Origin of the sequence: Phenylobacterium ferrooxidans (assembly GCF_042714595.1) — a bacterium.
In the GTDB taxonomy this organism is placed as follows: domain Bacteria; phylum Pseudomonadota; class Alphaproteobacteria; order Caulobacterales; family Caulobacteraceae; genus Phenylobacterium; species Phenylobacterium ferrooxidans.
The window spans coordinates 1-3,385 of sequence record NZ_JAOTJD010000082.1 but is presented as its reverse complement, the minus strand read 5'-3'; the positions used below and the strand labels follow the sequence as shown (position 1 = coordinate 3,385).

Annotated in this window: 3 protein-coding genes; all 3 read left to right on the top strand. The window is 67.7% G+C overall.

Annotated elements, in window-relative coordinates:
* Window positions 1–127 precede the first annotated feature (127 nt).
* The 3 genes from OCL97_RS22465 (at window position 128) to OCL97_RS22455 (ending at window position 3,284) form a co-directional block, all read left to right on the top strand.
* Window positions 128–643, top strand: a complete 516-nt coding sequence (locus OCL97_RS22465) for a dihydrofolate reductase (protein ID WP_377371924.1) — start codon at window positions 128–130, stop codon at window positions 641–643.
* A gap of 65 nt (window positions 644–708) precedes the next feature.
* Entirely contained in the window at window positions 709–1,620 is a 912-nt protein-coding gene (locus tag OCL97_RS22460; protein ID WP_377371923.1) for an SMP-30/gluconolactonase/LRE family protein, read from the top strand.
* Window positions 1,621–1,685: 65 nt separating this feature from the next.
* A complete protein-coding gene (locus OCL97_RS22455; RefSeq protein ID WP_305704507.1) occupies window positions 1,686–3,284 on the top strand; it encodes an acyl-CoA synthetase in 1,599 nt (532 codons plus the stop codon).
* The last annotated feature ends 101 nt before the right edge of the window (window positions 3,285–3,385 follow it).

The following is a 3,385-nucleotide window of genomic DNA, read 5'->3' as shown; positions in this document are numbered from 1 at the left end:
ACTGAGCTGCTCGTAGAGCCGTCCCATGACAACACCTCCGCCAATGCAGGGTGTTGCACTTCGTTTGAGAACTCAGGTCCTGGCCTTCGCCGGGACGAGCGGGGGAGAGTCAGGTTATGAATTCCCCATGACACCCATCCTCACCGCCGGCCCCATCGCGCGCGCCTCCAATGGCGTCATCGGCCGGGGCGGCGAGATGCCCTGGCGGCTGAAGACCGACCTGGCCAATTTCCGCGCCGTCACCATGGGCAAGCCGGTGATCATGGGCCGGAAGACCTGGCAGAGTCTGCCCAAGGCGCCCCTGCCCGGCCGCACCAACATCGTGGTCTCCCGCGACGGCTCCTTCGAGGCCAAGGGGGGCCTGGTCTGCGAGGAACTGAGCGAGGCGCTGTCCATCGCCCGCGAGCAGGCCGAGGAGGACGGCCAGGAGGAGTTCTGCGTCATCGGCGGCGCCTCCCTGTTCGAACTGGTCCTGCCCCGGGCGCGCCGCATCTACCTCACCGAGGTCCATGCCGACGTCGAGGGCGACGTCGTCCTCAAGGGCTTCGACGAAAGCCAGTGGAAGGAAGTCAGCGCCCAGGACCATCCGGCCGGCGAGGACGACGAGTATCCCTTCACGATCCGGGTGCTCGAGCGGCGCTGAGTTTGGGGGCTGGCCTCACGCCGGGGAACCGACCCATAGTGGCAGAAAATCGTGGGGAGACGAACATGGACATGCAGCTGGTGGCTGAGGGTTTCGAGTTTCCCGAGGGCCCCATCGCCATGAACGACGGCTCGGTGATCCTCACCGAGATCAAGGCCCAGCGCCTGACCCGCGTCACCCCGGACGGAACCAGGACCACGGTGGTGGAGACCGGCGGCGGCCCCAACGGGGCGGCCATCGGCCCGGACGGCGCCATCTACATCACCAACAACGGCGGGTCCTTCGAGTGGCTGGACAATGGCGGCCTGACCATCCCCGGCCCCACGCCCGCCAGCCACACCGGCGGCATGATCCAGCGGTTTGACCTGGCCACCGGCAAGCTGACCACCCTCTACGACGCCTGCGACGGCAAGCGGCTGGTGGGCCCCAACGACCTCGTCTTCGACAAGCAGGGCGGCTTCTGGTTCTCCGACCACGGCTGTTCCACGCCCGACGGCCGCAAGTTCGGCGCGCTCTACTACGCCAAGACCGACGGCAGCCACATCAGCCGCCAGCGCGACCACCTGATCTCTCCCAATGGCGTGGGCCTCTCGCCCGATGAGAAGGTGGTCTACCTGGCCGACACCAACCTCGGCCGGCTCTGGGCCTTCGACGTCGCCGAGGTGGGCGTGCTGGGTCCGCCCGCGGGCTTCGCGCCCGGGCGGGTGGTGGCCAACATGCCAGGATACCAGCTGTTCGACAGCCTGGCGGTCGAGGCCTCGGGCAAGGTCTGCGTCGCCACCATCATCAATGGCGGGATCACCGCCATCGATCCGGAGGGGTCCTACGAGCACTTCGCCTTCCCCGACCTGATCGTGACCAACATCTGCTTTGGCGGCGACGACATGCGCGACGCCTGGGTGACCTGCTCGGCCACCGGCAAGCTGTTCAAGGCCCGCTGGCCCCGGCCGGGCCTGAAGCTCAACTTCAACGCCTGATCCGGCGACTGATCAAAATTCGACATCCGGCGCCATGAGCGACGGAGCGACAAGGGAGAGAGACGATGGCCTGGAATTTCGGAGACATCCTGGACGCGGTGGGCGGGGCGGTTCCGCCTGAGGCGCCGGCCTTCATCCATGGCGAGCGCGTGATCAACTGGGGCCAGGCCAACCAGATCACCAACAGCCTGGCCCGGGGCCTGATCGCCCGTGGCTCCCAGCCCGGCGACAAGATCGCCATCTACATGCGCAACCGGCCGGAATACCTGCTGACCGTCGCCGCCGGCTGGAAGGCGCGCCTGACCCACGTCAACGTCAACTACCGCTACACGCCCCAGGAGGTCTGGTACATCTTCGACAATTCCGACGCCCAGACCGTGGTCTATTCGTCGGAATTCCGTGACGCCGTCGCCGAGATCCGCCCGCGCCTGCCGGGCGTGAAGACCTGGATCGAGGTCGGTGAAACCACCGCCCCCTTCGCCGAGGCCTTCGACACCCTGGCCGCCGAGGGCAATGGCGGCCCCCTCGACATCCAGCGCTCGGGCGACGACCAGTTCTTCATCTACACCGGCGGCACCACTGGCATGCCCAAGGGCGTGATGTGGACCCACCATGACCTGCGCGAGATCACGCTGGCGCCCGCCCGCGCGATGGGCCCGGTCCCGGAAACCCTCGAGGAACTGGCCGCCGCGACCCGCGCCGCCGGCCCGGGCGGCCGTATCCTGCCGGCCCCGCCCCTGATGCACGGCACCGGCCTGCTTACCTCGATGGGCGCCATGATGTCGGGCGGCTGCGTCGTAACCCTGGAAGGACAGACCTTCGATCCCGTCGAGCTGCTGGAGACCATCGACCGCCACAAGCCCCAGTCCCTGGTCCTGGTGGGCGACAGCTTCGCCAAGCCCCTGCTCAACACCCTCAACGCCAACCCCGGCAAGTACGACCTCTCCAGCGTCGCGGTGGTCGTGTCCTCCGGGGTGATGTGGAGCCTGGAGGTCAAGCAGGGCCTGCTGGAGCACATGCCCGGCGCCATGCTCAGCGACGCCTTCTCCTCCTCCGAGGCGCTGGGCATGGGCGCATCGGTGATGATGAAGGGCGGCGAGGCCCCCACCGCCAAGTTCATGCTGGGGGAGCGCTGCAAGGTGTTCGACGAGAACGACGAGCCGGTGGAGCCTGGCTCGGGCGTGTCGGGCATGATCGCCATCAAGGGGCCAAACCCGCTCGGCTACTACAAGGACGAGGAGAAGACGGCGCGCACCTTCCGGACCATCAAGGGTGAGCGCTACTCCATCCCCGGCGACTGGTGCCTGGTGGAGGCCGACGGGACCCTGACCCTGCTGGGCCGCGGCAGCGCCTGCATCAACACCGCCGGCGAGAAGGTCTTCCCCGAGGAGGTCGAGGAGGCCCTGAAAACCCACCCCTCTGTCGAGGACGCCCTGGTCATCGGCCTGCCCGACGAGAAGTGGGGCCAGTCGGTCACCGGTGTCATCCGCCTGTCGGAGGGCGCCAGCCTGGACGAGGACCTGCTGCGGGCCCACGTCCGCATGGCGCTCGCCGGCTACAAGACTCCCAAGCGGATCGTCGCCACCACTGAAATCCTGCGCGCCAGCAACGGCAAGGCCGACTACCCCACCGCCAAGTCGATCGCCGAGACGGCGTTGGGGTAGCTGCTTTCCTTCTCCCCTTGCGGGGTCGAGAGCGAGCCGGGCTACTTAAGCCCGGCTATGCAGTTCGCCAACGATTTGGCGAACTGCCGCTCTCGACCCCG

Coding starts and splice junctions, on each gene's coding strand:
- OCL97_RS22465 (WP_377371924.1), top strand. CDS start 128: ATGACACCCATCCTCACCGCCGGCCCCATCGCGCGCGCCTCCAATGGC.
- OCL97_RS22460 (WP_377371923.1), top strand. CDS start 709: ATGGACATGCAGCTGGTGGCTGAGGGTTTCGAGTTTCCCGAGGGCCCC.
- OCL97_RS22455 (WP_305704507.1), top strand. CDS start 1,686: ATGGCCTGGAATTTCGGAGACATCCTGGACGCGGTGGGCGGGGCGGTT.